Raw genomic sequence first — 24,691 nt, 5'->3', positions numbered from 1 at the left:
GTTGCAGGGCGCGGGGGGGCCTCAGGGCTGGTGGAGGGTGAACGCGTACAATCCGCGCGGGCTGTTTCCATACAGACCGCTGCCATCGGGGAACCAATCGAGTGATGTCGCGTAGGTGTCGAGTCGGATGCCGGTGAGGAACTGGCCGGACCCGGCGTCCAGGACGGTCAGGTCACCTTGCGCGCCCGCCAGCGCCAGCAAGTCGCTGGACGGTGCGATCGCGATGCCTTTGGTAGCCCATTCGTGCGGGCCTTCCAGTTGGTGCCGGAGGACGCCGTCGTTGCTCCACAGGTATACCGTGGCTCGGTGCTGGTTGTAGGTCGCCAGCCACGCGCTGTTCGGCGCGATCACGGGGTTTGTTCCTAGGAGGGTCTTCCTGAACTTGCCCTCGTTGTCGTAGAGGGCCGTTCTGCTGTGACCATAACTGGCGGCGAACCATTCGCTACCGGGAGCGATGACGATGTTGTCCACATCGGAGTCGTGGCCAGAGCGAATGTTCCCGTCCCTGTCGTATACCGCGACATGGTCGCCGCTGCGGGCCACCAGCCACTGGCCATCGGGCGCGATCGCCACGTCCGGGGGCTCGTCACTCTGCGGCAGTTGAATGGTCGCTCGCCGCTCACCGGTAGGAAGCCACAGGCGGACCTCGCCGCTCTGTGTTGTGGTCGTCAGCCAGGTACCATCGGGTGCGATCTGGAGTTTTTCGTCTTCGTTGCGGGTGCCGATCTCAGCCTGGATTGTGCCATCGGTGTTCAATAGGGAAAAGCTCGATGGCTGGTTGCCGACGTTCCGTACGGCGAACAATGTGCCGTTTGTGGCTTCAATTGCTTCACAGTCCTGGATGATGGTGGTGCCGTCGGCCGACCACAGTTCGACCCTGTCGCGATGGGAGGTCATCAGGCAGAAACCGTCCGAGGAGAAAGCGGTGGACAAACTCCACGCGCACGGACTCTCTTGAGCCGGGTCATCGAGATCGCGTATGACCGCGGTGAAGTCGTCGTCGCTGTAGGCACAGTAAAGCTTTGACCCGTCCGGTGAGAGTCTGGCTGACAGGACGCCGCTGGTCCACGGGGTTGGAAAGCCTGAGGCCGGCGTTGACCTCCGCATGAGCAGGGCACTGTTCTGTACCCCCAGGGCCAGCACATCACTGTCGGGTGCCACTGCAACGATGCCTAGTCGCGTCGAGGACAGTTCTTCGACATATCCCTTCTTGTTTCCCAGAAGGTCGTAAATGGCGACGCCTCGTCCGCTGTCGACGTGAAGTTCCTCGTCGGTCTGGCCTGAGGGGAAGCGGACGAAGGCAAGGTGTGGTTCGCTATGCTGGTATTCCTCAATGTCGGGAGCGGGTTGCCCGTAGTCCTCAGGGTTTTTGAAGCCGCTGTCGGGAATGGGGGTGCGGGAGGGGGCGAACATCACGGCCGACCCTCTGGCATGAGCGTCGTCCAGCACGGCGCGCACCGTGCCGTCGGCGTTGAGGAGGGTAATGCGTTGAAGGTCGATGCGTACAGCCACCAGGGTGGCGTCCGCGTTGATTGCGACAGCGCTGATCCCCTCGACCAGGAACTGCTCATCGCGTCTCCGCTCGCCGTCTGCTCTGGCCCACCCCGCGGCGAAGGACGCGGGCGCCATACGTTTTGGCCACCATCCGGTGAGCGCCGCGCACCAGGCCGTCGCACCGATTCCCTGGGTCCGGTTCAGCATCGTCAGTCGCTGGCCCAGCCGCCCCCGCCGATACTTCGTGTCATCGTGTATGCGGCATGCCTCATAGCCCGCATTGGCTCCGTCTCCGATGCCTTGCCGCATCACCTCCTGCGGGCGCCCGTCACAGCCCCATCGGCGTGCCGTCCCTGCGGCGTCGACGGTGATCAGCCACTGCCCGTCCGGGGCGATCGCAGCACCGATTACTCCGGTCGTCGGGCCGAGGAGTGGCCCGAGCGACGTGCCGTTCGACTGCCAACGCTGGACGCCTCCGACCGGATCGACGGTCGCCAGCCACGCACCGTCGGGGGATACCGCCACCGATTGAGCCCCACCGGTACGGCCCGTCGTCAGGACGCCGAGTAGGACGCCGTCCACGTCCCACAGCGCGACATCGCCGAACCGGTCGGCGGTGAGGACCCAGTCGCCACCGGGTCCGATGCGCACACCGACCACGACCTCCGGACCGACGTCCCAGCCGATGGTGCCGCGATACTGCCCGTCGGTACCCCACATCTGCACGGTGCCACCGCGGGATGCGGTTGCCAGCCAGGTGCCATCGGGAGACAGGGCCACGCCAGTCACGTACTGACCATGCCGTCCCAGTCCTCGTAGCAGCCGAGGGTCAGGTGGATCTGGTAGGGGCCAGCGACATGTCAGCAGAGGGATGTCCCACTCGTCCACACGGGTCGTCTCCGGAACCAGGCGGGCCAGCAGTGTGGACGTGATGACCGCAGGTTCGGCAGGCTCCAAGAGGTGAGCGATCTGCGAGATCGCCTGGGCCATGTTCCTCGCCAGTGGGGTACGGGCCAGTCGTAGATCGCCCTCCGCGGCGACCGGCCCGAACTTGGTGGTCTTGACGTTGAGCCAGCGCACGTCGGTGACCAGGCGATTCAGCTCAACATCCAATCCCGCCGCGGCCAGATGGGCGGGCAGTTGGCGCAGCAAATAGTCGGGTTCGTCCGGCAGTTCCCACCAGGACCCGCAACGGGCTCCCTCCACCAGGGCGCGGTGCCCTGCGGCGAGCCGACCTCCCAGTTCCGATCGCGCGTAATCGCGCAAGACGTCGTGCAGTTCGACGACGTCGTGCGGCTTACCGGCCGGGCGATGAAACCGCAGCAGAGAACGGTCGGCGAGCAGGGCACACAGGTCGGCGGTCTCCTGCTCGGTGAGCCCGCCGCTTTCCGACCACAGCGCAGCCACCACGCCGACCGGCACGGCCAAGTCCTCGGCGAAGATCCCAAGCTCCAGATAGCGGTCATGGACGGACCGAGCGGGTCGAGGCTGTATTCGACGGTGGGCACGTACCATCCTGTCCCGGCTGGTGGCGTCGGCCACGTCCAGTGCGGCAGGTCCGACGGCACGCAGCCGGGCGATCACGTCGGTGGTGGCTTCGGACAACTCGACACCCCGTGCCGTACGGTCCGTCAGAGCACCGTTCACAAGCGACAGCAGCAACGGCCACCGACCAGTGAGCCTCAGCAGATCCCGCTCGAACCCAGGACGGAAGGCAGGAAGGCCCTGGGTAAGGAGGTCGAGGGCGCTGGGCCGCTCCATCTGATCGACTTCAACGGATGCCGCGCTCCGTGGCAGCATCTTCGGATTACGAGTGGTGACCAACCGGGTGCACCGTGGCGCGCCGTGGAGAAACGGCCTGAGCTGGGTGTCGGTCCACACGTCATCAACGACCAGCAGGCACGGGCCACGCTCCGCCAGGACCTGCGACAAGTACAGCCCGGCCTGCTCCAGGTCAGAGGTGGGAAGCGCGGTACCCCCCAACCGGACCACCGTGGCACCGATCACCTCGGCCAATGCGTTGCTGGAGCGGTCCCGGCCCACGGTCACCCAGATGACCCCGCCCGGGAAGCGTCTGCGAACTCTCGGATGCTGGCAGACCTGCCTGGCCAGCGTCGTCTTACCAAAACCACCGGCTCCGTGCAGCCCGGTCGTGAGCGCCACCGTGGCCCCTGGCGACAGGCCCACCGCTCGAACCGCCTGATCGAATTCCTCACGCGGCACCCAGGATTGCTGCTCGGGCACATCGAACAACTCGGCCGGCCGCCGCTGGTGCCTTTCCAGCCACACGACCCCGACGCCCACCAGCAGGCAGCACCCGACAAGTAGGCCCAGCCAGAGCCAAACATCGTCGTCAAGACGCTCCGGCACGAGGTCCGTCACCTTGTTGACCGGGATGCCCACAACGATGGAAACCACCGTGACTAGAACAAGCAACCCGATCGCCCACCGCCGCCTGTGAGCAGGGCCAGCGGCCGTTGTCGCTGGTGGTGACGGCCGGGCAGCGCGCAGACGCCCCGCAGTTCGCGGCGGTGATGGCTGGCATCAGGGTCGCCCGGCCGGGATGGAGCCGTCCCAAGGCCCGGTCGGATCGGGTTCGGGCCGGTAGGGCCACCTCGCGGGCTATCCGCGCTCACCTGCGCGGCCTCGGTATCGCAGCCACGATCCCGGTGCCGGCCGACCAGGCCGGCCACCGGCAGCGCCGAGGTAGTCGTGGCGGCCGCCCACCGGCCTTCGACCCGATCGACTACCGCGGCCGCCGCGCCGTCGAGTACGGCATCAACCGACTCAAGCGGCACCGGGCCATGGCCACCAGATACAAGCTCTGCGTCCGCTACCAGGCGGTCCTTGAGATCACCGTCATCAACGAATGGCTCCACCTACTTCGAGACACACCTGGGGCGTGTCTCAAAGTGGGATGAGCGGCGTGCCAGCGCCCGACACAGTGAGGTTTCCGGTACAGGAGTCATCGACCAAGAAGACCCTGAGTTCCGGAGACCTCGTGGCCACCCTAGCGGTGACGAGGCGGTTCGACCTGACCGATGAACAGTGGGCGCTCCTGGAGCCACTGCTGCCGGTGCCCACCCGGCCGGGTCGCCCGTCGAAGTGGATCAAACGCCGGCTCATCGACGGCATCCGCTGGCGGGTGCGGACCGGGACGCCCTCGCGGGACGTGCCGGAGTGCTACGGCTCCTGGCAGGCGATCTACGCGCTGTTTCGCCGCTGGCAGCGCGCTGGCGTCTGGGCGCGGATCCTGGCCGGGCTGCAGGCCCGGGCGGACGCGTCCGGGCTGATCTGCTGGGAGGTGAACGTGGATTCCACGCTCGTGCGGGCGCATCTGCAGCGCGAGCCACCCGCAGGTGCGGGCACCGAGCCAGACGATCACGCGATGGGCCGCTCCCGTGGCGGGTTGTCGACCAAGGTGCATCTGGCCTGTGAGCAGGGTCAGCGGCCATTGTCGCTGGTGGTGACGGCCGGGCAACGCGCAGATGCCCCACAGTTCGAGGCGGTGATGGCCGCCATCGGTGTCGCCCGGCCAGGACGAGGTCGTCCACGCACCCGGCCGGACCGGGTCCGAGCCGACAAGGCCTACTCCTCCCGGGCGATCCGCGCTCACCTGCGCCGCCGCGGCATCGCCTGCACCGGCGTCACGGCGGGCACGGACCGAAGGCGGGCGGCGTCTGCGGCCGTAGTAGGTGCCCGGGCACAGGTCCAGGACCCGGCAGACCGGCTCGACCCCGAAGCAGTCGCGAAGATGATCGATCACCGCGACTACTTCGTCCGGGGCTGGCCGAGCTCGGCGGCGAAAAACGCGCTGGCGGCCTTGAGGATCTCGTTGGCCCGTTTGAGCTCGGAGTTCTCCTTGCGCAGCCGCTTGAGCTCGTCACGCTCAGCCGAGGTGAGCTGCTCGGGCCGCTTGCCGGTATCGGCCTCGGCCTGCCGGACCCAGGTGCGCAGCGCCTCGCGGTGGATGCCCAGATCCGCAGCGATCTGCCTGACCGGCTGGCCGGACTTCACCAGATCCAACACCTTGCGGCGGAACTCGGGGGGATAACTACGGGGCATCCGCTGCCTCTCCTCGTGATCAACAGCACGAGGATTCCAGCAACCCGACACCACCAAAGCCGGGGCACATCAAGGACTTCACCAAACCCGGGGCAGCTCAAGCCGGTGCTCTGGCAGGCCCGCCCACCGGCCCGGCTCAACAGGATCCGCAAGCTCTCAATCGGCGCTGCGCGGAAATCGGCGTGGGCCGGAGCGGTCGGCGAAGAAGGGTCAACTGCCGACGATGACCGTCTCCTCATCTCCACCGAAGGTGTCGATCTGCCATACCTTGATCATGTCCCAGTCGTGCCAGACCGCCGCCTGGGTGCTGGCGCCGAAGCTGGCGAAGATCATTGGATGCGCGGTCGCCTGCAGGGCCTGTTGCGTCCAGCTCGCCAGGGTCTGCGCGACGCTCTGCCAGAAGGGACGGGCCGGCCCCGGGATCGGTACGTCTACCGTGACCGGCTGGCCGGTCACGCCGGTCACGGGCTGACCGGTCACCGGGTCGACCTGCTGTACGGGCATCTCGCCCGCCCTGTCGACGATCGCGCGCTTCACATCCGGCATGCTGTAACGCAGGTAGCCCGCGATCCCGCCGAGCACGGCGCCGATCGCGAAGCCGACGGCCATCGCGACGAGGACATCCTGTACGGTCCCCGCGCCACCGGCGTAGCCGACGATCGCACCGTTCCCGGCGCCCACGACCGCGCCCTGCACCGCCCCGGACAAGATCGCCCCCCAGGCTCCACTGATACCGGCGGCACCGACCGCCGCCCCGAGAGCGTAACCGCCCGCGCCCGCCCCCGCGCCGACCAGCGCACCGACCAGGAAGCCGTCGGCGAGATCGCCTCCGCCCCGCCATGCGGCGTAGCTGCCCACACCGGCGCCAAGCGCCGAGCCGATGCTCGCCGCGAGCAGGATCCCGAAGGCGAAGCCGGCACCTCCGGTCGCCACCCCGACGACGATCGTCGCGACGACCAGAGCCGCAATGATGAGGCCCCCGACGACCCACTTCCACCACGCGCCTTCCGGGTCGGCCTGACGGATCGGGTTGTTGGAGGCGTAGGCGTACGGGTTCAGCGCGGACGGCAGCCCGAGCATCTGTTCCGGATTGAGCAGGACGAACAGATCGGGCGACACGAACCGACCCAGACCCGGGTGGTAGTAGCGCGCCCGGCAGTAGATCAGCCCGGTCTCGTCCAGTTCGTTGCCGAGGAACTGGTAGGGGATGTCCGAGGTCCCCGCCACGAACGCGGGCGTGCCGAACGCGTGATGACCGAGCCGCAGCAGGACCTCCCCCGCCGGCCCGGTGACGAGGACGAGATGCCCGAGAGCGTCGTGGTGCAGGAACCGGGTCCCGTCGGGCCCGACTGCGGCGAGCGGGGTGTCGCCGCTGGTGATGAACCGGGTCGCCTGCCCGTCGCGCACCTCATAGCGCCCGTCGACGTACAGCGTCTCGGTGGTCTGGCCGCCGGTTGGCGTGACCCGCTTGCGTACCCGCATCCCGGCGTGGTCGTAGGCGTACTCCACCACGGTGCCGTCCGGCCTGACCGCGCGCACCAGTCGGCCCCGCGGGTCGAACGTGAGCGCGAGATCGGGCGAAGAGGTCAGGTTTCCGTTGGCGTCGTGTTCGAAGAGCGGCGTCTCTGCCCCGTCGGCGGTCATGCCGCGCAGCTGGTTGGTGCCCGGCTCCAGGGTGAGCTCATCCGGCCCGAGCTCGTCGTTGCGGCGGAAGTTGCCCGCGTCGTCGTAGGAATATGAGTGCCGGAACGGCGTGCCGTCGGCAGAGCCGGTCACGCCCGTGAGCCGGTACAGCGCGTCGTACTCGCACACCCGGTCGAACCTGGGATGCCCTGCGGCGGTGATCCCGTCGCTGATCGACAGCGGGTTGCCGACCGCGTCGTAGCTGTAGTTCATCTCGTAGTACGGCTGCGCCGGGGCGGGCGGGGTCGGCCCGGTTATCCGCGCCTCGTTGAGGAAGAACGTGGCCGGGTCGTAGTCGAACGAAGACACCGTCCCGTTGGCATACCGCAGCTCCGTCGGCTGTCCGAGCGCGTTGTATCGGACATGATCGACGAATCCCGGCACCCTGGCCAGCAGACCACGCTCGTTGTACTCGTAGTTGACCGGGCTGCCGCCGGGGTGGGTGACCGCGGTCATCCGCTCCAGCGCGTCGTAGCCGTAGACCACGGTGAACGAGGTCGGGCCGCCGAGCGCCGCGGTCTTCCGCGTCTTCTCGGTGACCAGGCCGCGGGCGGTGTAGCTGTATCGGGTGGCGCCCGCTGGGTCGGTGACCTCCGCGAGTCGCCCGATCAGGTTCTGTCCGGTGCCGCTGTCGTAGTTGAACGTCTCGGTGACCGTTCCCTCGACGGTGGTTCGCAGCTGCCGGCCAACCGCGTCGTAGTCCAGCTCCACCGCCCGGCCCGCCGCGTCGACGAGTAGGACGAGGTCGCCGCGGGCGTTGTGAGCAGCCCGCCGCACGCCCGCGTCCACATGGTCGACCCGCAGCTTCCGTCCCATGAGGTCGTGCGTGTACTCGGCGAGGAGCACGCCGCGCGCGTCGGTGATGCTCGTCAGCCGTCCCATCGGGTCGTAGCCGTACCGGGTGACCAGCGCGGACGACGAAGACAGCCGTTCCTCGACCGCGAGCAGCCTGCCACGGGCGTCGACATGATCCACCCGCGGGGTGTCGAAGTGGCCGCGTGCCACGTTGGCCGGGCTGGCGTCGGTGTCGCTGACGTCGTACCGCGTGATCCGTCCCGCTTCGTACCTGATCCGGGAGGGCCGCCCATCGGGTGTGATCGTCTCGACCACCCGGCCGACCGCGTCGTAGCCGAACCGGTAGTGGCCGGGCAGCGCGGCACCTTCACCGGCCAGGTATCCGAACCCGGTGGAGAAGAACGGGATCGTGCGTTCGGCCTCCAGACCGCGCGCGTCATAGGTCCGGTGGCTGTCGACCAGCACCTGCCCACCCTCGGCCGCGCTGCGCCGCTGCACGGTTCGGCCGAAGCCGTCGAAGTATTCGACCGCGTCCAGCGTGTCCGGCTGCCCGCCGATGCTGCGCAGGCGGGTGCGTACGCCGAGCGGCAGGGCGCCGTCGAGGTACTCGAAGGCACTGGTCGGCAGGGCGTCGCTGTCTCCCGGCTTAATGGTGGCGATCAGCCGACCGACCGGATCGTAGCGGTACCCGGTGACCGCGCCGTTCGCGTCGCCGACCGCGCGGACCTCACCGGCGCGCAGGTCGTACTCGACGGTATGGACGTGCCCGAGCGGATCGGTGACCTGTGCGGGGAAGATGCCGTGCGGGTCGTGGGTGATCGTGCCGAGGTGGCCGAGTGGATCCTTGCGCCGGTGCGGATTGCCATGTCCGTCGTGTCCGTCGGCGAGGCCGTCCACGCCCCACCCTGCCACGCCGCCCCCGGTGTCCATGCGGTGGTAACCGAGCGCCGGGTAGTCCGGCGCATCGGTTCCGTACACCGCGGTGACCACGTCGTCGGTGATCACGAGGTCTTCGCGGCGGGTGAGGTTGCCGAGCTCGACCCGGCCGAGCGGCAGCCCTTGGAACGGGGCGCCGTCGTAGTAGAACCGCCGCAAGCCGAGCAGGCGGCCGGTCGTGTCGGCGTGGCGCAGCTCGACCGGGAGATTGAGGATCCACCTGGTGGTGTCCTCGGTGTACCGCATGGTGGTGACCAGCTCCTGCACGGCGTCTCCCGCGTCCCACCGCTCGTGCTTGGCGACGACGTTGCCGAGCTGGTTGTACTCGAGCGTGGTGGTGTCGATGAGCGGTGTGGTTCCGCGCTCCACGACGTGCACGACCGACTCGGCAAGGTGTGGGAACAGCACCTGCCGCCCGTCGGTACCGGTGCACAAGTTCCGCACGGCGTAGCTGTTCTCCTCCACCCGGAACGGCGGTTCGGCCGAGGCGCCGCCGTCTGGACCGGTCACCTCCAGCCGGGCCAGCTTGCCGGTGAGCGCATCGCGTTCCTCCTGGTCCGCGCCTGGTGTGACACCTGGTATGCCTTGGTGGAACCAGGATGTGGTACGCGCCGATGGGGCGCCCGGGCCGCCATCATCGAGCACCTCGACCCGTCCGAAGCCGCGGAACTCCCGGCGGCGGCCGTCGAACAGGCCGTCGAAGTAGCGGATCCGCCGGGTCACCGTCGTGCCTGACACCGAGTCGCGCTGGGTGATCCGGGTGACGGTCTGCACCGGGAACGGCAGCGCCGTCGCCCAGGGGGTGCCGTTCGCCGCCGCCTGCCGCATGTGTTCGGTGGAGGGCCGGTACTCCACCTCGGTGACCAGGCCGGTGCCGTCGTCGATGGAGGCGAGCAGGTACGGGCGGATCCCGCCGGTGAGGTCGAGGTAGCGGTAGTTGCCATCGGCCCGATGGGTTGCGGGCTCCGACCACACCAGGCCGGCGGTGCCGGTGCCCAGCAGGTCGGCGGCCTGCACGCTGGAGTCCCGCGGCGGCGGTGTGTGCCGGATGTCGGCCGCGAGCACGAGCTCCTGGCCGCCGCGGTTCGCCCACACCAGCACGCGGTCCGCGCCGACATGGACCACGTCGGCGAGGCCGTCGCCGTTTACGTCCATGAGCAGCAGCCGCCTCGGATCGAATTCGCGGCCGAGCGCGGGTGTCAGCCCGAGCGCGACCCGCCTGCCGAAGCGGCCGTTCCCGTAGTGCGGCCAATAGTCGATCCGGCCGCCGTGCACCCACGCGATGTCGGTGAGCCCGTCCCCGGTGAGATCGGCGAGCTTCACCCGGGGATCGCTGAAGAACACGTCGGGGAAGCGGTCCAGATCGTGGACGCGGGGGATCGCTGCCGGCCGATCCCAGCCGTCAGCGCCGAGGTTGCGGTAGAGGTACAGCAGCCGCTGCCCGGTGCGCATGGCATCGACCAGGCCGTCGCCGGTCAGGTCGAGCAGACGCAGGTCCGGGTCTGCGGGGGAGAAGGCGGGCGGCCGCCGCCAGCGGGTCCGCCGGGTCAGCCCTTTCCCGGGGGCGTTCTCGACGTATCCGAGGGGGGAGTCGCCCAGCAGCAGCAGATCAGCGGTGCCGTTGCCGTCCATGTCCGCGAACCCCACCGCCGGATCACCGAGGGTCAGCGGGGCAGGCACCCGGTGCAGCGTCCGCGGCGGGCCGAAGCCACCGCCGATGTTGGGCCAGTAGCGGTGGATCAGCCCGGTGAGCTGAATCACGCCGGGCAGCCCGCCGGCGTCCAGGTCGACCAGGCTCATGCCTGCATCGTCCAGCCCGAACGGCGGCGGCGCGCCGGTGGCCGAGCGCAGCGCCTGGTAGCGGCGCCCCGGTCGGTAGGGGGTGTAGCCGAGACGCAGCGTCGGCAGCGCGGCGGTCTCCCCGTCCCGCTGCCCGGTGCAGATCACCTCGGTGAGCAGCGAGATCCGGGTGTGCGGGCACTCGTGGTAGGAGAAGCCGTATGTCCGGAACGGCTCCGCCTCGCCGATGAGCCGGTACTCCACCCTCCGCAGCCGCAGCGCCGTGGTCAGGTCGAAGCCGCTCCGGCGGTCGGTGACGGCGTCCGGCCGGGGCTCGTAACCGAATGCGATCCGGTACGGGCCGTACTGGACCTCGCTGAGGTACAGTCGCCCGCCGTCGCGCCGGTAGGAGTAGTCGACGGTGTTGCCGTTCCGGTCGGCGGCCCGCTCGACCAGCCAGGCCAGCGTGCGCCGGATGCCCGTGCCGTCCACGTGCTCGACCCGGGCAGCCTCGCCCGTACCAAGCAGGAAGCGGCGTCCGCCCCGGTCACGTACCTCGAACCCGTCATCGGCGCCGGTCACTCGGCGGAACTGCTCCTCCCGGCGGGCCCGGTATCCTCCCTCGTCGACCGGGACCAGTTCTTCCCCGTCGATGAGGAGGGTGTCTGTGCCGTCGTATCTCGGCAGCCGTCGATCGGTACGCCGCTGGATGGTGAGGACGGGAAGGTGCCAGCCCATGCCGTACGGCCCGTTGCCCGCGCCGCTGGAGTAGACCAGCCCCATCTCCGGCTGGAAGCCCCCCGGCCCACGGGGAAACCACAGTGGGATGCGATAGCTTCCGGTGCCGGTGTGCAGGTCGGGTGAGAACGTGTCGCCGATGCCCCGGACGGCGCCGCCGCCGTGCGGCAGCGGCACGATCTCGGGGGCGACTCCTGACTGCTCCATGCTCATATCCCCCTTCGCGAGCGTCGGGCATCGGGTGCGGCGCCATCGCCGGGGAGTGGGCGTGAGGCCGCGCGCCAGGCCACGCGGGGCGGCGGCGCGTATCCCATGGTCGTCCCCGTCCTCTCAGACCGGCCGGATCGCGAGGTCGAGGAAGTGCGCCTGCTGGTTGGCCCAGGCGTAGCAGCCCACCCGGCCGGGCGCCATGATCGAGCCATCCCAGCCGCGCAGGATCTCCTGCCCGTTCAGATACGCGACGACGGCGTCCCCGACCATGCTCACCGTGACATCCAGCACTTCGCCGACCGGGTAGCCGTTGACCAGGTCGACGGCCGGCGTGGCGAGCTCCTGGAACGTCCCGGCGACCTTCTTGCCGAGCCGCCGGTAGTGGCGCGCCGAATCCATGAGCAGGAAATAGAAGTTGTCCGGATCCTGGTAGCGGAAGATCAGGCCGATCCCATCGGGGTCGTCGGAGCGCAGCCGGGAGTGGACGGTCAGGTCGCGCAGCGCGGGCCAGGGGATCGCGGCGGCGGTTTTCCTGATCAGGAAGGTGCCGGGCTTGTCCGGGCTCGTAGGGGAGGCGCCGGGCCCGTGGACGCCGCTGGTCTGGCGGATCAGCCTGCCCGCCGGGTCGTAGGACCAGACGGCCGGTCCGCCGGTGGTCGCCGCGGCGTCGGTGATGGCGTCGAAATCGGCCATCGGGTCGGCGTCGAAGGCGTCGCCGGAGGCGGGCCGGCCGCGTGGGGTGTAGTCGTACTCGGCGAACAGCACGATCTCGTCGACGCTCGCCGGGTCGAAGCCCGGGTTGTCGGCGAGGTCGATGCGGATCAGCCACTCGCCCGTCAGCGACGCCCCCCGCAGCGCGTTCAGTGCTGCGCCGTCACCGGTGCCGACCATTCCGTTGACGTCGGTGGCCTGCGTCGCCGCCGCGCCGCCGATGCGCTCGACCCGCACGTTGAGCCCGGCCGGCGCGCCTTCCTCGCCGGACTGGACGCGCAGCTGCAGCTCGCGCAGGCGGGGCTCGGTGTGGTTGAACGGCAGGTAGGCGTTGTCGACGGTGAACCGGACCTGGCCGGCATCCTGGAATCCAAAGAACTCGTCGGGGAACTGCGCGCTGAGCGACAGCCCGAGGGTGTGCTGGTACAGCGCGGTCGCGCCCAGCTCGGCGCGGACGGTGTCGGCCACCTGGTTGCTGTGGAACGCCTCGGCGTACAGCACCAGGTGCACATTGCCGAGGGCGCTCAGGTCCACGTCGTTGGCGTCCGGCGGGAACTCGAGCACCCAGCCGGTCGCGAGGGCGCTGTTCTCGAACACGTCGAGGACGTCCTCGTCCGCGGTGAACACGAACCCGTCGCTGCGCAGGTCGAACCGCGACAGCAGCAGCGTCTCCGGCGGCTGCAGCCGCATCCGGCGGCGGCCCTGCCGGTCCCGTACGAAGCCGGTGCCGGCGTTGGTCAGCCGGCCGTGCAGGCCCTCGGGGCCGATCAGGCCCTCGACCACGACCTCGACCCGCCGCAGCGTTGCGAGGTGCGCCCCCGGATACTGCTGGTCGAACTCCTCCAGCAGGGTCTGGAACTCAAGCCGTCCCGTCCGCTGGAACTGCTGGCTGAACGGGAAGGGATAGCGCTCTGCGAGCGGAATGGTCACCTTGATCGGCAGCCGCTTCTTGGTCTCCAGGAGCCGGTCGAAGCTGAACTCGTCGATGTCGGCTAGCAGGAAGTCGGCGGCCAGCAGGCCGTGCAGCTCGCTGCGTTGGTAGTCGAAGCGGATGCGGTTGACCTCGGTGTCGTACTGGTACTCGAACGCTCGCTCCATCAGAAACGCTGCGCCGATCGCGCGGTCGAGGTAGCGCCGGGACAGCTCGCGCTGCGCCTGGGCCAGGTTGTCCCACAGCTCCGGGGTGAACTCCTCGCTGTCGAAGTGCTCCAGCTGCGCCTTGGCCTGGTCCAGCCGGAGCTCGGCCAGCTCCTGCTGCGCCGTGGCGACCTCGGTCATCTTCTGGGCCACTGCCACCTGATCGGTCGCGGCCGTGAGCGCCGCCTCCAACTCCTCGATCTGGCGGTCCATGTTCCGCAGCTCGTATTCCCGGGAGAGCTGGCTGCGGCGCCGGGTGAGCAGCTGGATCAGGTCGTTCGGGTTCCAATGGCCCGGATCGATGCCGAGCAGGTTCGCCCAGTCCGAGTTGATGCGGACCTTCATGTCCCGGAGGCCGCTCGCGTTGGTGAACGCGATGATCTCCTCCAGATACACGAGCTCCTGGCTCAAGCCCTCGTACTCTTGCCGCTGATCCTCGGCGTTGTCGAGGCGGCTGCCGGCGAGACTCTTGGCGGACCGGGCGGCGGCCTGCTGGGCCAACGCGGCATTGACTCGCGCCTCCTCCACATCGAGGGCTGCCGCCTGGGCGTCCACGCCCTGTTCCAACGCGAGCCGGGTGAATGCCTCCTTCTCCGCGTTGTCCCTGAAGGTGATGAAGGAGCGCTCCGCCTGAACCGCCTGGGTCGCCAGGTACCGCGCGACATTCTGTAGGTATCGCCAGGAGTGGATCGGGACGATTTCGTCGGGGAACCCCAGGTAGTTGATGTTGTTCTGGATCTGGGTCAGGTGACCGAGCGCCTCCATCAGCACGGAGCGCCGGGCGAAGTCCATGGCGGTGAACCCGACCTTGTCCGGCGCCGCCAGGAAGGCCATCGTCTCGGCCGTCAGGTCGGCGAACGTACCGCTGTACAACGCCCCGGTGAGGTCAAACCCACCCCCCGGCAGCACCTTGACGATCCGCTCGTACTGCGCCTGCGCGGCGGCGGGGTCGCGGTCGCGGTAGAGCCGGTTGCCGAGCTGGATGATGGCCCGCGCCGTCTTCGCCCAGAGCATGGGGCGCTCGATCGGCAGGTTCAGGTACCGGTAGTCCCGCGCCTTGAGGTAGTACGACACCGCCTTGGAGTAGTCGCCGAGCCCGGCGTAGGTGTCGCCCAGCGCCAGCGGCAGCACGAACCCCTGAACGTGCGCCAGGTAGGTGACGAACTGGGTGATGCTGCCGAGGTAGGTCGAGAGCCCGTCGAGGGTCGCCTGGTTGACGCGCGAGTCGTACACCATGGTCTTGAACTGCGATGTGGCGTCGCCGGTCAGGTCGAGCTGGACGCCGGTGCCGTTCAGCAGTATCGAGGCCGACGTGCTCGCGGCCGCGTCGTGTTTTCCGGCGAGCATCGACCAGCCGCCGGTCGCGGCGTCCTTCACCATGAACGGCAGGCTCGCCGCACCCATCTCGCGGGTGAACGAGGCGATGCCCGGGTTCAGGGTCTGGGTGACTTGCCAGCCGAGGCTCTTGGGCACGTTGCTCGCGCTGTTCGCGAACATCCGCGCCGCCTCGTCCGCACTACCCTGCAGGGTCAACATCACGCCCAGGTTGTGCTGGGTCGCGGCGACACCGTCGTCGCGGGCGGCCCTCTCGTACAGTGTCCTCGCCTGATCGAGGCGCTCGTAGGCACCCGAGGGGTTCGCCTGCCGTAGCTCAACGGCCGCGAGCATCAGGTGCGCATCGGCCTGGAGCTCCAAGTCGTCGCCTGCGATTTGGAGGACGCCGTCCAGGTGGCGCCTGGCCTCATCGAAGCTGCCCGCTTCGGCCGCGACCTGGCCGAGCCGGATCAGCCGTCGTCCCTGGCCGACGTCTCCCTCCATGGTGTCGCTGAGCTCGACCAGCCCTTCTGGTGCGGGGACCGTGCTCGTGATCGTGGCCTTCGACCCGATCGGGCCGCGCCACTTGTGGATCTCCGCGGCCGCCGAGGTCAGATGCTCGGTGAGGTCGAACTCGAGCAGCAGATCGCCCTTGATCCTGCCCAACGGGCCTGGAAACAGCGGGTACACGAGCTTGGGCAGCAAGCCCCAAGCCTGCAGGTAGCGGTCGAGCGCCTCCTGGTAACGCCCTCCCAGGTACGCCCCGTTGCCCAGAATGATCAGACCATGGATCTGGTATTCCAGGCACGTGCCCGGCTCCTCGACCTGGGGGCTGTCGGCGAAGATTCCCAGATCAGCGGCGGTTACCTTGGTGCTGTAGAACTCGGAGAGGTACTTCTGCCGAGGTGTCAGACCCTCTTCCTGCGGCATGCTTACCCTTTCGCGTCACCAGGATGCCGTCGTGCGATACGCGTCACGTTGGCGCACTGAAGACATAGCCATCCCCTGGACGCCCTACATCACTCTCGGTAATCATCGTCTCACTCATTGTATCCCCCATCCGCGGTGTCCATTCAGACGAGTTTCCGCAGGCGAAGAGCTTGGCCGCCTGGACATGTTGCGGCGGCCAGGAGTACATGCCGTCGAGCGCCTCGGCGTAGTCCGCGTACTGCTGGTCCATGGCGTACTGGAAGTCGGCGTAAACGTGCAACGTCGTGAGGACGCCTCCGTGGATGATGGCGAAGGCGTGGCGGAACAGCTTCGTGAGCTGCGGAACATCCACCTGCCGGGCGCTGGTCTGGAGATGGTTGGCATACCGGAACGCCTCGCCAGTGGGGTCAAGCTGATGGAACCGAGCCAGCAGGCGCATGGTGTCTGCCGGGACGTCGTCGAGCGTGAGCTACTTGAGCAGCCTGGCAAGCTGATCCGCCGGCGGGCCCAGGCGATGACGCTGCTTGCGCTTGAGGTGCGCGTCCACCTCGGCGGGGCCTAGCGCTGGGTCGTCGTGGCTGTCGAGACGCAGGCGCGGCGGCGTTACAAATCGCCTGCTTCAGGGCCAACTCCAGGGCAAGTCGGTAGTTGTTGACCAGAGGGAGGAGCAGACAGTCTTTCCGCCGGGGGCCGGTCTGCCACTGTCTGAAGATGGCCTCGGCTGCTTCCGCAAAGCCCTCTGCTACGGCCGGCGTCACCATCGAAGTAGCCGATGTAGGCGACGCCCGGTTTCACCGGCAGCAACCGCACCCTGGCGATTGCAGTTAGTTACGATGGATTGCTCTCTGTGTTCTTCTGGTGTGGTCGAGCCTCAGCGAAAGGCCCCTGATGCTGCGCTGCCCCGTCATCGCCCTGACCGCCGCCCTGGCCGTGCTGGCGGCGCCCGCCGCCGCGTCGGCCGCTGTGGCAGCCCCGCCCGGGCCCGCCCACCCGCACACGGCCCCCCGCCGGTCAGACGGCCGCCGGGCCATCGGACCCGGTCGACGACGCGCCCTGCGACCGGCACCTTCCTGGCGAGCACTCAGGTTGATCGTTGTCGACGGCCGGGAAGCGCGTGATCTAGGCAGGAACGCCGTGGCGATCCACGCAGGTCCGGCTCGCTAATCTACCTATGTAGATTACGGCGACTTGCCTACGTAGAGTTCGTGCATGGGCACTTCCAAGCCTCGCATGACCTCGGCGACCGTCAGCGTCCTGCGCGAACTGTTGGCCGACCCAACGAAGACACGCTACGGCTATGAGTTGATGAAGCGGACGGGGCTCCCGTCGGGAACGCTGTATCCGATCTTGGCGCGACTGGAACGGGCTGGCTGGCTGGAGTCATTCTTCGAGGACATCGACCCTGAGGAAGGTCGTCCTCCGCGCAGGCACTACCGCCTCACCCGAGACGGACTGGACCAGGCCAGGCTGGACCAAGTCAGGGGGAGGAGGGTGCGTCGCCTCGTGCGGGCCCCGGCCAGGTGACCTGTGGGCTACTAGCCAGATCAACTTTTCCTAGATAAATTAAGCCGTATGAGGGATCCAGAGCGGCTGACGGAGCCGTTCATCGATATCGCGGAGGCCCTGTGGAAGCATCCACCAGGCCTCCACGGTTACGAGATCAAGAAACTCACCAAGCGATCAGGACCCACGGTCTATAACAACCTGGATCGACTCCGGGAGCTGGGCTGGAGCGACAATCAGTGGGACACCCGCAACCCCCGGCCTGGCCGGCCGCCTCGCCGGATCCACCAGCTGACGCCCCAGGGACGAGCCAAGGTCCACGAACTGCTGGTCAGGGTCGGCCGGATCAAGCAGAGGGAACAGAACAGCGGGCATCTCGGCATGGCCGGTGGCCTTGGTGGTGACCAATGAGCGGCTGGCAGCTCGTCATTTCGCTCCTCATCCCCTTGATCGCCAACGAGATCACCGGGTATTCGGACTGGTTGGCCAGGCGCATCACGTGCTGGGCGGCAGGACGCTGGAAGGACAAGCAGGGACACGACTACCTGCAGGAGTGGATCGACGATCTTAAAGAGCTGCCCACTCCGCTACTCAGGCTGCTGAGCGCGTGCTGGCTGGCGCTGGGCACGATCGTTCCACCGCACTGGCTGACGCTGAACCTGCCCTCGCTATGGCGGTTGTCTCAGCCTCTGCTCCATGTGGGTGCTCGTGTTCTCCAACTGGTGGCAGGGGTGATCACGGCCAGGGCCAAGGGCTATCTGCCTCGTGCTGCAACAGTGGGTCGCTGGCACGGTTGGATCTTGGAGGCCGCGGTCCTGTTGCTGCCCGCAGGTCAGCGCGATCGATTCGCCCACGAGTGGTCAGCCGAGCTGCTGGCTATCCCTGACCGACGAGAGCGCAGGCAGTTCGTCGTGTCGATCGCGTTGGGCGCGCCCCGGTTCGCGATTCTCCTCCGGTTTGCCGGATCGCGACGCGCGTAGGTCGCTGCCTCCTCTGGAGGGCAGGTCGTAGCAAATGAGAACCATCGATTCAGGACCGATTGCCGGGGATCCTGGCGGCGCGGCCGACGATCTCGCGGTATGTCGGGATGCCGAGGATGATGGTGGTAGCTCGCCGGGCACGTTCGTCGAGTTGGGCGAGCTTGCCTTCGGCGGCGGCGAGGCTGACGCGAAGCCCTTCAGCCTCGCCGTGCCAGCCGTGCTGTTCGGCCTCGGTGATCCGGATGGTCAGATTGTCGCGGATCTCGACCAGGCGTGGCTGCTGAGCTGGGTCGGTCCGTAGGAGGGGGCACCTGACGCCCCGTTGACTGAACTAGGCATGGAGGTTTCGCAGTTCAGAGGGCAGGTCGTGTCCTCGGTCGCTACGGTCACCGGTCGTGATGAACTATGCTCCCCAGCGGGATCTGGCGGCGCTGGTGGTTCCTCGGTGGGGCCGGTTGGTGGAGACCGACGACCGATACGAGCCCTACCGGATGGTCGGGTCCGACGGCGCGACCGTGGAGGCAACTTCCGTCTTCTTCCAGGAGCTGCTGGCGTCCGGGAAGGCGCCATCGACGGTCCGCTCCTACGGGATGGACCTGCTGCGCTGGTGGCGGCCTGTTGACTGCACTAAGTCCCACTGGTGATCAGATGCTGCTGGTCGCGATCAAGGAGTTGGTGTGGTCGAGGATGTGCGTCGTGCCCTGCTGGAGGGGCGTTGCTCGGTTCCGGCCGTTGGGTCGGTGGTCGCTGGGCGGGCGGAAGACCTCCCGTTCGTCGTGGTGGACGCCGACGGGCGGGACGTAGAGTCGGTCAGCGCGTACTTGCGGGATCTCGTGCTGGGTGACGCCAGCCAGTTGACCTGCCGCAGTTACGCTTTCGACCTGTTGCGGTGGCACCGGTTGTTGTGGATGTTGAAGACACCGTGGGAGAAGGCGACCGAGGCTGAGGTCGCGGTGCTGGTGGGCTGGCTGCGTCAGGCCCGCAATCTGCAACGCCGCCGTCGGTCGCCGGATTCGTCCCCGCCAGGGTCGGTGAATCTCAAGACCGGCAAGCAATCGCTGCGGGCGGGCTACGCGCCCAGGACGATCAACCACGCGCTCACCGTGATCGGCGGCTACTACTCCTTCCATGCCCGCTTCGGGGCTGGCCCGGCGCTCAACCCTGTCCCGGCGTCGGCAGAGCGAAGGCGGGCGCTGGCGCACCGCTCCCCGCTGGAACCGGTGCCGGTGGTCCGCAGGGCCAGGTTGCGGCAGAAGGTGCCGGCGCAGGCGCCGCGCGCGATACCCGACCACCGGTGGGAGGAGTTGTTCGCGGAGATGGGCTGCGATCGCGACCGCGCCCTGCTGGAGTTCTACGTCTCGTCCGGTGCGAGGGCGAGCGAATTGCTTGGGGTCGGCTTGGAGGACATCGATTGGGCAGGCCGGCTGGTCTATGTGGTCAGCAAGGGAACCCGGGAACGGCAGGCCGTGCCGGCGTCCCCGGACGCCTTCCGCTATCTCGGCCGCTACCTGGCCGCCGACGGGCTGCCCGCGCCGGGGCAACCGGTCTGGCGCACCCGGCGCGGGAAGCCGAGGCCGCTGACGTACTGGGCGATGCGTCGCATCCTGCAGCGGGCCAACGACAAGCTGGGCACGAACTGGACTTTGCACGACGCGAGGCACACGGCGGCCACCAGGATGGCCGGGGACGAGCGGCTCACGCTGGCCGAGGTCCAGGCGATCCTGCGGCATGCGCACCTGGACACCACCGGCCGCTATCTGACCGCGCGGGTGGAGGACATGCACGACAAGTTGGCCGAGCACTACAACCGGCCCCGACCGCAGCGGGTCTATGCCGCGGGGTATGACCCCGAGGACATCAAGGCGGTGTTCGGTGGCTGACCCCGGAAGCACGACGATCCACCGGAGCAAGAAGGGGCTTAGCCGCTTCGTCAGCGTGAACGCCGCGCCCGCGCCTGCCCCGGCAGTCCCGCAGCGCCCTCGCGGTGATCTGAGCCGGGCAACTATCGAGGAGATCGCGCAGGCGGTGCGCACGACCTGGCCGACGAAGTCGGTGGACAACCGGTGGCGTCGAAGCCGTGGCGCCCGGGACCTCCTTGCGCATCTGAGCGAGTTCCCGGGCCAGACTTGGCAGGACCGGTGGCAGGCCAGTGGGTTCAACGAGCCCGGCCGCCCCGTCTCTGTCCTACGGTCGGCGCCCCGGGACAGGAGCCAGATCGGGACCGGCGCCGCGTGCCTGTTTTGCTTGCGTATCATCCAGCCGTCGCTGGAAGCGTTCCGGTCCAACCAGTTTCTCTACTACGGCAAGCGGTTCTTGGTTGCCCAGAACGACCCGCTGCTGGACGAGTTCTGGGCCCAGGTGCAGACCAGCCCGGTGAACCCGGTCCATCACGGCATCGCGTTGTTCGACGTCGCGGTCGCCTTGACCACGCAGGGCATCGCCTTGGCCGATCTGAGTCCGGCGGCTTTCCTGCACTACGCCTGGGAGTGCCGCCGTCAGGGGCTGGTGCTCGGCGCCCGCGGCGCGGGCAGCCGGTTCCCCGGGCATCTGGCCTGGCAGGCACTGCACGCGATGGGGCACTTGCCGCCGAACGGGCCGGCGACACTGAAGGCCGCGTTGCTGACCGGCCGGTTGACCGTTCAGGAGATGGTCGACCGCTATCCGATCCGCCACGCCGGCGTCCGGCAGCTGTTGATCGCCTATCTGGAGCGCCGCCAGCCCGAGCTGGATTACTCGACGCTGGACAACCTGTCCCGGCACCTGGCCAGCCACTTTTGGGCCACGATCGAACAGCTCGCCCCCGACCAAGTGGACCTGCGCATCGACGGCGAACTCTACCGGCGATGGCGCGAGCAGGTCGCGGTCCGGGCCGACGGCAAGGGACGCCGTGAATTCGAGCCGATACTGCGCGCTATCAGGGCCTTCTATGCCGACCTGCAAGCCTGGGCAGCCGCCGAGCCCGAGCAATGGGCGATCTGGGTGGCGCCCTGCCCAGCATCTGACGCGGAAGTCCGCGGCTTCGGGATCCGCAAACGGCGCGTCAAGGAACGAATGGACGACAGAACCCGCCAACGCCAACCGTTGTTGAGCGCACTCGTGGAATACATGGAGGCCCGATACGAGCACCTCCGCGCCCTGCTTGAGCACGCCTCCGTAGCAGAGGGCGGGGAAACGGTCGCCCTCGACGGCCGTACCTATCAGCGTTTGTGGAGCCGGGTCGACGAACGGCGGATCAGGCTCGGCGGAACCGCGAACGTGCGCGTCCTCGACCAGTCCTCCGGAAAGCACATCAATGCCACGTCCGCCGAAGATGCTGCGTTCTTCGAGTGGGCGATCGTGGAATTCCTTCGCCACACGGGGATTCGGATCGAGGAGGCGCTTGAGCTCACCCATCTCAGCATCCGGCAATACCAGCGACCCAACGGTGAGATCATCACCCTGCTCGTGATCGCCCCGTCCAAGAGCGACCGAGAGCGCGTCATCCCCATGTCCGCCGAGCTGTTCAGCGTCATCGCCGCGATCATCCGCCGCCACACCCGAGATGGCCGGGCCATCCCGCTGCTGTCACGCTACGACCCACACGAGCGCCAAGCCAGCCCGGCGATGCCGTTCCTGTTCCAACGCAAGATCGGGACCAATCTGGAAGTCATCTCCCCGGCCACCGTGGTGAACATGCTGCGGCGACGCTGCGAGGAACTCGCCGAACGCCATCCTGGCTTCCGCAGTGCCTGTTTCACTCCGCATGATTTTCGGAGATTGTTCGCGACGGACCTGGTGAACAATGGGCTGCCGATCCATATCGGAGCCGCCCTGCTCGGGCATTTGACCCTGCAGACCACGCGCGGCTACGTCGCCGTGTTCAACGAGGACGTCGTCCGCCACTACCAAGAATACCTAGAGCGGCGCCGCGGCGCCCGCCCGCACGACGAGTACCGGAACGTCACAGAGCAAGAATGGAGCGAGTTCGAGGAACATTTCGACCAGAGAAAGGTTGAGCTAGGCGGCTGCATGCGGCCCTATGGCACCCCGTGCCAGCATGAACATTCGTGTTTGCGATGCCCCATGCTTGCTATAAACCCGAAAATGCTGTCACGTCTCGATGAGATCGAGGCCGACCTGCTGGCACGCCGCGCCCGCGCCAAGCGCGAGGCATGGCTGGGTGAGGTCGAGGGCATCGACCTCACCCTCACCTACCTGCGGCAGAAACGGGAGGAGTCCAAGCGTCTGACCCGAATCGCGCCAGTCGAACTAGGCATACCGGGGGTCGTTGCGCCACGCTGATCTGAGTCCCGTCGGTCGTTCCCAGCGCAAGGACCGGGCTGGGATCGACCCACCTAACCCAAGTTTCTGAAACACGCTCATCGCGGCGGAAGAGTGCGTTTAGGACATTCCGCGACAACCAGCTCTGACAACCACCAGGGATGCCCCCAGTCGCGGCCCTGCGGCCGTCCGATCTGGTTGGATATGCGAGTGGTCTGGCTCACCAAAGACGCGGTCTGGTTCACTAAAGACGATGTGATGGCACGTGCTGACACCGATCGGTACGAGCTCGGTCTCGAGCTTTACGAGCAGATAGGTCCGCTGCAGGTGTTCGCGGACCATGTGGTCGCCGTGGTGGGGGACGATGACTATCAGGTGCGGTTGACGGGCGCCGATGGCCAGCTGGTCGGTGAGTGTTCCTGCCCGATAGGGCGCGGCGGTGTCTTCTGCGAGCACTGCGTGGCTGCTGCGGTGATGGCTGTGGACGTGACAGGCCCACCGGATGCCGCGGCGCTGCTTTCCCGGGTGGACGCGGTCGGCGGGGCGTCGCGAAACAGTGCGAACGTGGACAGCTGGGCGAAGGAGGCCGAAGATCTCCTGCTCACCTTGGAGCAGGCCACCATTGATCACCCGGCGATCACCAGGCCGCTGTATCAACGACTGCTGCGGGACCTGGTGCACGATCGGTCCCATTTCGACGCCCAAGAGGACCGGCAGATGCTCTTTGACGTCGGGGAGCGGACCACCGCGGGCCTCGTCCGTGCATGCCTGGATGAACCGATGAGCCCTGATGAGTTGGCCGGCTGGGTTCTCGATCTGCAGTTGGAGGATACCGGATACTTCTTCGTTGAAGTCGCCGATCTGGTTGAGGCGCTCGGGGCCCGGGGGTTGGCTACTTTTCGGCGGCGGTTGGACGAGCTGGACCGGGGCCTGCCTTCTGAGGACTCCTATTACGACGAGTTCGACGACGATTATGACGAGGAGGCGGCGAATCAGCGTGTTGGGATCGCCTTCGTCCGCGAACACTTCCTGCTGGCATTTGAACCTGATGTCGAGGTCTTGAAAGACTTCTACGCCGAGAATCCATCGCACCATAGAGACAGGTCGATCGCCGAGGCGCTGCGTTCGGCGGGACGGATCGACAAGGCCATCTCCTGGCTGGAGGGCATGCAACAAAGGGAGCTCAGCGACGACGTCGATCTCGCCGAGCTGTATGAGCAGCGCGGTCGACACCGAGATGCGGCAAGGATCCGCTGGAGCATCTTCGAAAGATGGCCCCGCCAAACCCACTATCGTGAGCTGCTGGCTGCCGCCGAACCGCTGAACGCGGTGGAGTACGCGAAAAACCGCGCCTTCTCCTATCTGGAAGGCCTGCAGCAAAACGACAGCGACGGTCTGCTAGGGGGCGACGTCCTACTCGCCGAGCTGTATGAGCTGCGTGGTCAGTACCGTGACGCGGCAAGGATCCGCTGGGACATTTTCGCATGCGTTCCCGATGAAGGATTCTATCGGGATCGAGAACGTGCGTACGGTGCGTTGCTGGCTGCCGCCGAACCGCTGAACGCGGTGGAGTACGCGAAAAACCGCGCCTTCGCTCACCTACTCGAACGAGCGGTGCTGTTTGGACCCACCGGTACTGCCGCTTCGCTGGTCCATCTCTTGTTCGCTATCGGCGACGTCGATCAAGCCTGGGAGATGGCGCGGGAATTCGATCTCGATGTCCGTGAGCTACCGCACATGGCGTGGGCGCTGGCACACCAGCATCCGGCCGAGGCGATCTCGATCATGCTGCGGGCCGCCGAACTCACCATCGACCGACGGACCGATTACGCCAGGTTCAACCGGGCCGCCTACCTGCTGACCGAACTCAAAGCGATGCATCAACAAGCCGGCTTGGACTTCGCAGACTGTCTCGAACGATTCAAAGCCGATTACCGCCACAAGCTTCCACTGCTGACGGCATTGGCCACGGCCGGCCTCTGAGCCGATCACCTCCCCCTGTGCACTCTTCGGCATGAGCGGATGTCCCCCCACGGACCTGTGTGCCGAACAGACGCGTCACGGCAACACACATGCCGGAGCGTTGGCCTCTGGTCATGACGTGCCGGCTTGCTTGGTGCAGAGAAGGTTCCTGTACGCGGTGGATGTCCCTTGGA

General features: G+C 67.5%; 14 protein-coding genes and 1 pseudogene. 11 read left to right on the top strand and 4 right to left on the bottom strand.

Annotation, left to right across the window (positions count from 1 at the left end; all coding sequences use genetic code 11):
* Nucleotides 1–21: 21 nt before the first annotated feature.
* Nucleotides 22–3,912: an NB-ARC domain-containing protein gene (locus tag ACH34T_RS02100; protein WP_395990181.1), complete on the bottom strand. Its 3,891-nt coding sequence runs from the start codon at nucleotides 3,910–3,912 to the stop codon at nucleotides 22–24.
* A gap of 251 nt (nucleotides 3,913–4,163) precedes the next feature.
* Between ACH34T_RS02100 and ACH34T_RS02095 the strand changes: the two genes are divergently transcribed.
* Both ACH34T_RS02095 and ACH34T_RS02090 read left to right on the top strand, forming a co-directional pair.
* Nucleotides 4,164–4,415: a hypothetical protein gene (locus tag ACH34T_RS02095; protein ID WP_395990180.1), complete on the top strand. Its 252-nt coding sequence runs from the start codon at nucleotides 4,164–4,166 to the stop codon at nucleotides 4,413–4,415.
* 95 nt (nucleotides 4,416–4,510) lie between these two features.
* Nucleotides 4,511–5,299: pseudogene (locus ACH34T_RS02090) on the top strand (IS5 family transposase); the annotation flags it as partial.
* Here the strand turns inward: ACH34T_RS02090 and ACH34T_RS02085 are convergent.
* The 3 genes from ACH34T_RS02085 to ACH34T_RS02075 all read right to left on the bottom strand — a co-directional run bounded on the left by ACH34T_RS02085 (nucleotide 5,266) and on the right by ACH34T_RS02075 (nucleotide 15,792).
* Entirely contained in the window at nucleotides 5,266–5,559 is a 294-nt protein-coding gene (locus ACH34T_RS02085) for a transposase (RefSeq protein ID WP_395990353.1), read from the bottom strand. The pseudogene ACH34T_RS02090 and the gene ACH34T_RS02085 overlap by 34 nt on opposite strands.
* Nucleotides 5,560–5,769: 210 nt before the next feature.
* Complete coding sequence (locus ACH34T_RS02080) at nucleotides 5,770–11,697, bottom strand: toxin TcdB middle/N-terminal domain-containing protein (RefSeq protein ID WP_395990179.1); 5,928 nt, start codon at nucleotides 11,695–11,697, stop codon at nucleotides 5,770–5,772.
* 123 nt (nucleotides 11,698–11,820) lie between these two features.
* The gene (locus tag ACH34T_RS02075) at nucleotides 11,821–15,792 is read right to left on the bottom strand and encodes a hypothetical protein (RefSeq protein ID WP_395990178.1); all 3,972 of its coding nucleotides are present in this window, start codon (nucleotides 15,790–15,792) and stop codon (nucleotides 11,821–11,823) included.
* 298 nt (nucleotides 15,793–16,090) lie between these two features.
* On the opposite strand from ACH34T_RS02075, the gene ACH34T_RS02070 reads away from it, so the two are divergent.
* The 9 genes from ACH34T_RS02070 (at nucleotide 16,091) to ACH34T_RS02030 (ending at nucleotide 24,518) form a co-directional block, all read left to right on the top strand.
* Nucleotides 16,091–16,354: a hypothetical protein gene (locus ACH34T_RS02070; protein ID WP_395990177.1), complete on the top strand. Its 264-nt coding sequence runs from the start codon at nucleotides 16,091–16,093 to the stop codon at nucleotides 16,352–16,354.
* Between the two features lie 647 nt (nucleotides 16,355–17,001).
* Entirely contained in the window at nucleotides 17,002–17,316 is a 315-nt protein-coding gene (locus ACH34T_RS02065) for a PadR family transcriptional regulator (protein ID WP_395990176.1), read from the top strand.
* A gap of 48 nt (nucleotides 17,317–17,364) precedes the next feature.
* Nucleotides 17,365–17,706 (top strand): helix-turn-helix transcriptional regulator, encoded by a 342-nt coding sequence (locus ACH34T_RS02060; protein WP_395990175.1) that lies wholly within the window; start codon nucleotides 17,365–17,367, stop codon nucleotides 17,704–17,706.
* Nucleotides 17,703–18,275 carry a hypothetical protein gene (locus ACH34T_RS02055; RefSeq protein ID WP_395990174.1) on the top strand — a complete coding sequence of 191 codons (573 nt, stop codon included), beginning with the start codon at nucleotides 17,703–17,705 and terminating at the stop codon, nucleotides 18,273–18,275. Before ACH34T_RS02060 ends, ACH34T_RS02055 begins: the two co-directional genes overlap by 4 nt.
* Before the next feature lie 34 nt (nucleotides 18,276–18,309).
* On the top strand, nucleotides 18,310–18,576 hold the full coding sequence (locus tag ACH34T_RS02050) for a hypothetical protein (RefSeq protein ID WP_395990173.1): 267 nt from the start codon (nucleotides 18,310–18,312) through the stop codon (nucleotides 18,574–18,576).
* A 97-nt stretch (nucleotides 18,577–18,673) separates the two neighbouring features.
* Nucleotides 18,674–18,919 (top strand): hypothetical protein, encoded by a 246-nt coding sequence (locus ACH34T_RS02045; protein WP_395990172.1) that lies wholly within the window; start codon nucleotides 18,674–18,676, stop codon nucleotides 18,917–18,919.
* A gap of 33 nt (nucleotides 18,920–18,952) precedes the next feature.
* Nucleotides 18,953–20,155 (top strand): tyrosine-type recombinase/integrase, encoded by a 1,203-nt coding sequence (locus ACH34T_RS02040; RefSeq protein WP_395990171.1) that lies wholly within the window; start codon nucleotides 18,953–18,955, stop codon nucleotides 20,153–20,155.
* On the top strand, nucleotides 20,148–22,556 hold the full coding sequence (locus tag ACH34T_RS02035; protein WP_395990170.1) for a tyrosine-type recombinase/integrase: 2,409 nt from the start codon (nucleotides 20,148–20,150) through the stop codon (nucleotides 22,554–22,556). Before ACH34T_RS02040 ends, ACH34T_RS02035 begins: the two co-directional genes overlap by 8 nt.
* Before the next feature lie 189 nt (nucleotides 22,557–22,745).
* The gene (locus ACH34T_RS02030; RefSeq protein WP_395990169.1) at nucleotides 22,746–24,518 is read left to right on the top strand and encodes a hypothetical protein; all 1,773 of its coding nucleotides are present in this window, start codon (nucleotides 22,746–22,748) and stop codon (nucleotides 24,516–24,518) included.
* Nucleotides 24,519–24,691 lie beyond the last annotated feature (173 nt).

This window comes from Actinomadura sp. 9N215, assembly GCF_044326345.1.
Taxonomy (GTDB): domain Bacteria; phylum Actinomycetota; class Actinomycetes; order Streptosporangiales; family Streptosporangiaceae; genus Spirillospora.
This window is presented reverse-complemented; position numbering and strand designations above follow the sequence as displayed.

Coding starts and splice junctions, on each gene's coding strand:
- ACH34T_RS02085 (WP_395990353.1), bottom strand. CDS start 5,559: ATGCCCCGTAGTTATCCCCCCGAGTTCCGCCGCAAGGTGTTGGATCTG.
- ACH34T_RS02080 (WP_395990179.1), bottom strand. CDS start 11,697: ATGGAGCAGTCAGGAGTCGCCCCCGAGATCGTGCCGCTGCCGCACGGC.
- ACH34T_RS02075 (WP_395990178.1), bottom strand. CDS start 15,792: ATGCCGCAGGAAGAGGGTCTGACACCTCGGCAGAAGTACCTCTCCGAG.
- ACH34T_RS02065 (WP_395990176.1), top strand. CDS start 17,002: ATGGGCACTTCCAAGCCTCGCATGACCTCGGCGACCGTCAGCGTCCTG.
- ACH34T_RS02060 (WP_395990175.1), top strand. CDS start 17,365: ATGAGGGATCCAGAGCGGCTGACGGAGCCGTTCATCGATATCGCGGAG.
- ACH34T_RS02055 (WP_395990174.1), top strand. CDS start 17,703: ATGAGCGGCTGGCAGCTCGTCATTTCGCTCCTCATCCCCTTGATCGCC.
- ACH34T_RS02050 (WP_395990173.1), top strand. CDS start 18,310: ATGAGAACCATCGATTCAGGACCGATTGCCGGGGATCCTGGCGGCGCG.
- ACH34T_RS02045 (WP_395990172.1), top strand. CDS start 18,674: ATGAACTATGCTCCCCAGCGGGATCTGGCGGCGCTGGTGGTTCCTCGG.